This window comes from uncultured Campylobacter sp. (assembly GCF_938018145.1).
Classification (GTDB): Bacteria; Campylobacterota; Campylobacteria; order Campylobacterales; family Campylobacteraceae; genus Campylobacter_A.
Genome location: NZ_CALIII010000072.1, coordinates 1 through 4176, shown reverse-complemented (window position 1 = coordinate 4176; position 4176 = coordinate 1). Strand labels below are relative to the sequence as shown.

The following is a 4176-nucleotide window of genomic DNA, read 5'->3' as shown; positions in this document are numbered from 1 at the left end:
ACCGCTTCGTCAAGCACCAAAAACCGCCTATAATCCTTCATAAAAATAAGATAAATTTTACCGTCCGCGTCCATCTCGTGCTTTTTGACGACCAGCTTGTCTTTCTCGTCGTAGCTTGTTTCAAAGTACGTATTTACGGATATTTCGCGCTCGCCGATATAGACTTTTGACGCGTCGCCAGATACGCTAAACCCTCCGCCGATATTTATCGTATCGCCGTCCACCGAGTAAGGTTTGCCCGGATAAAATATCGCTCCGTACTCCTCGCCGCTGTTTAGATCGAGGTTTGAAAAGCGCAAAACGGCGCTAAAGATATCGATCATGGAGTCAGGCAGATAATAATAAATCTCGCGCGTTTTTTGCGGCGGGCGGAAGTCCTTGCTATTTAGCGAATACAAAAACGAATTTACGCTCGTTGCGTTGTAGTCCTTCATCATTTGATTCAAATTTAACCCGAATCTCTCGCTAAAATTTCGCTCGGTGTACTCGACTTCTAGGCGCGCCATATTTGCCGACATGCGCTGATTGCTAGCTAGCGCAAAGCTCACGGCGAAGTTATCCCTGCCTAGGTGCTTGCCGCCGTCTATGAGAGTCTTGACGTCCGCGTAGTAGCGGATCGGGTAGCCGTAGTCCCACCACGCTAGCACGTAGTCCTCGCGCCCCGCGATCTTGTGTAGCTTATCTAGGCTCTCTACCTCGCTTTTGGCAAAGACCGTGCCGACTTTGTAGCCGTAAATGTGCTCAAGGCACGGCATCAAGGATAGCGCAGCGATACAAAAGACGCAAATTTTTTCTAAAAGCGCGTGCTTTTTGAGCGAGCTTAGGCCTGAGACCATAAAATAAGCCGCCCCGCAAATAAGCGCCGCCGCCGCAAACGTGGCTAGATATACGCCAAAGCTCGCCTCGCCGTCAAAATTTGGCGCAAAAACGGGAGATTTGCCGTGCAAAAGGCTGTAATATTTATCAAAATACAAAAAGAAAAACGCGAAAAACGCCGCTAGGCAAACTGTGCAAAATTTGTCTAAAATTTTATCTTTTTTAAAAAAATTCACGCAAAGCGCCGCAAAATATCCAAATCCTATCGCCATCACGGGCACGGAGTAGATCGTAAATCTAAGCCCGCCTTTTAGCGCCAAAAACCCAAGTAGCAGCATCGGAAGCGCAAGCAAAAAGGAGCGAAATTTAAGACAAAGCGCCGCGACTCCTACGAGCGATAAAACAAAAGTAACGATATGACCGCTGATACGCTTAGCAAAGGCGTTTATCGACTCAAACTCAAACGAATAATCGCTCATTTCCATTATCGTTTTATTTACGTTGTAAAAATGAAAAACCGGCTCGCTACTCTCGGAAACCCCGCGAAATATGTAAAATTTAAGCTGAAATAAAATTTGATTTAGCCCGCCGCTAAAGCCAAGCAAACCTACGGCCAGAGCTAGGCACGCGGCTACTACGCGCCTGCCCCAGATCTGAGGACGAAATCTCATCGCTAGATAAAGAGCGACGGCAAGAGCGCTTTTAGCGTAAAAATCGATATACGTAAGCGCGACTATCATCAAAATGACAGCCTCGTAATTTAGCGCGTTTTTCCTATCAAAAACCAAAGTATAGAGCAAAAATGCGCCCAGCATGGCGAAATTTAGCGAGTAAGAGCTCGGATACCACCAGTCGTTTATCAGGATAAAAATCGGGATAAAAATGAGATCGTTTACGTTTTTTTTCTGCGCCAGGCGTATCATCGCCCAGACGCTAAACGCGGGCAGCACGATCGTGAGCATATCGGTGTCGTAGTAGCCCGCCATCGTGCGGTTGTAGTAGCTGTTTGCGATACTAGCTAGCAGCGCCGCCGCAAACCCCATGCCGGGCATCTCGTACTCTTTGGCTATCAAAATCACGGGAATAACGATAAGCGAGCTAAAAAACACGCTCATATAAAGCAAAATGGTCTCGAAGCTAAAAGGTAAAATTTGATACAAAAAATACGTAAGTGTGGGCATCGAGCGCCCGTAGTAGCTAAGGTCGTTTGGCTGATGAAAGCCCGCTATCATATCGCGCGCGCCCTCGGCAAAGGCATAGCCGTCGTTAGTGCTAATCATGAGCTGATCGTTCCAGAAAAAGTGCTGATATTCGCCCGCCCAGTACACCCAGTACAGCCTGCAAACCACGCTAAAAACAAACGCCGCAAGCATCAAAAAGCAAGTCTGTTTTGAAAATTTAAATTTATCCAAGAGTCCCGAAATTTTACTCGACATTTTTACCCTCTAAGTATCCTATGAGCTGCGCCGCGACGGCATTTTTATCAAATTTTGCTACGCGGCCATAAGCTCTTTTTTCATAATCATGCCTCAAATTTTCATCCTCAAGCGCTCGCCTCATCGCAGTCTCCATCGCTTTTTCGTCGTCAACGGGCACAAGGATACCATATTTGTCATCGCCCAGAAGCTCTCTAGCGCCGCTTTTGTGATCGGTAGAGATGATAAATCTCTCGCAAGCAAGCGCCTCTAAAAGCACGTTTGAAAAGCCCTCAAACCGCGAAGCGCAGACGAAACACTGCGCGTTTTTGATAAATTTAAACGGATTTTTATCCGTGCCTAGCAGCTTTACTCGCTCGCTCACGCCAAGCTCGTCTATCAAATTTTGAAGCTCACTCTGCAAAGGCCCCTTGCCTAAAATCCCAAGCGTCGCGCGCTCGTCGTTTAAATTTGCGATTATTTTTATTAGCATCGCTTGATTTTTACCGCTATCAAGCCGCCCGATATTTAGAAAAAACGGCTTAAATTTATCCTCTAGCGGCTCGTTTGCGAGAGTTTTTATCGCAGCCAAATCGACCGCGTTATATAGCACCTTAGTTTTTGCGGCGTCGCAGCCGAAATTTCGCACGAGATCATCGGCGTTTCCCTGCGCGTTAGCAAGGATAAGATCGGCTTTTGGATACAGCGCCTTAACTAAAATTCTATTAGCCAGCCCGCTAAGCCCGCTTTTATAGATGACAGACGGACAGCTGCGCTCGCTTATCACCATCCGTCCTTTTACTCCGGCGATCCTTGCTAAAAGCGCGATATAACAAGGCCGGTTCATTAAGACAAAATGCAGCTCAATAGCCAAATCGTCGCAAAGTTTTTTATAATTTAAGGCTAAAAACGGAAACAAAAGCCCCAAACGAAAAAGCTTTTTTACGCCGCTTTCATAAGGATCCGAGCGCTCGAGGAAGTGAATTTTTACCGCGCTTGGTATCTCGTAGGCCACGACCTCGCTCATCAAAACGAGATGAACTTCGTATTTTTCGCACAGAGCGGGAAGCAAATTTGAAACCACGCGCTCCGCGCCGCCCGGCCCCATCGAGTAGAGAAAAACGGCTAATTTTTTCATTCGCCGCGCGTTTTTTTGTATATCCAAACGCGAATTTTAGTTAAAAACAAAATCATAGACTTTGGAAACGGGCTTAGAATTAGCATAGCCAGCGCTTCTTTTGTAAATTTAAATTTGAGGCTTTTAAAAAGATATTCGTACATTTTTTTGTATTCGCCGCCAAATTTAGCATAATACGCCGCCATTTTATATAGGATCGCGATATGAGCATCGTTTACGCGAAATTTAGGCTCGGCCGAATTTGCGTTGCTTGCGCTTGCTTGAGCGTTTTTCTCGGCGATCTTTTGCAAAATGAGCTCCGCAGTCATCGCGTAGCCTTTCATTATGCAAAGCGGGCGTTTAAACGAGTTTATCGTGACGCTGTCGCTGCGGTGAAAGCGGTAAATACGCACTGCATCGTGCAGATAGTAAGCAGGAAGGTCAAAAAGATAGATCCAAAGCGTATTTTCGCTACCGTAAAGCCCCTTTTCAAAGCGCCTCTGACCGATGGCGTCGCGGCGAAACATTATCAAAAACTCGCCCGTTATCTTGCCGTCGTAGTAGTCCTGCGGCGAAATTTCCCCGCTTTTACTCAGTCCAAATCCCGAAAATTTCGTCGTCGGCTCGCCGTCAATCTCAAAGTAACAGTTCGCCCAGACGCTAGCATACCCCTGCTCTAGCACGGCCGCCATCTTGCTTATGGCGCCTTCTATCAGCAAGTCATCGTCGTCTAGTATCACGAAAGCATCGCCGCTAGCGTGATCAAAGCCGTTGTTTTTATTGCCGTTTGGGCCGCGGTCGTAAGTTTGATTTAAGACGTACTTTACG

Annotated in this window: 3 protein-coding genes; all 3 read right to left on the bottom strand. The window is 46.7% G+C overall.

Going from position 1 to position 4176, the window contains the following annotated elements:
* On the bottom strand, positions 1-2252 hold a 2252-nt coding region (locus tag Q0338_RS01640), incomplete at its 3' end, for an STT3 domain-containing protein (protein WP_298085239.1).
* Positions 2242-3369: a glycosyltransferase gene (locus Q0338_RS01635; protein ID WP_298085238.1), complete on the bottom strand. Its 1128-nt coding sequence runs from the start codon at positions 3367-3369 to the stop codon at positions 2242-2244. The genes Q0338_RS01635 and Q0338_RS01640, both read right to left, overlap by 11 nt.
* A partial coding sequence (locus tag Q0338_RS01630; RefSeq protein WP_298085237.1) for a glycosyltransferase occupies positions 3366-4176 on the bottom strand: 811 nt, incomplete at its 5' end. The genes Q0338_RS01635 and Q0338_RS01630, both read right to left, overlap by 4 nt.

Excerpts from the sequence above, each read along its gene's own strand:
- Q0338_RS01635 (WP_298085238.1), bottom strand. The coding sequence starts at position 3,369 with ATGAAAAAATTAGCCGTTTTTCTCTACTCGATGGGGCCGGGCGGCGCG.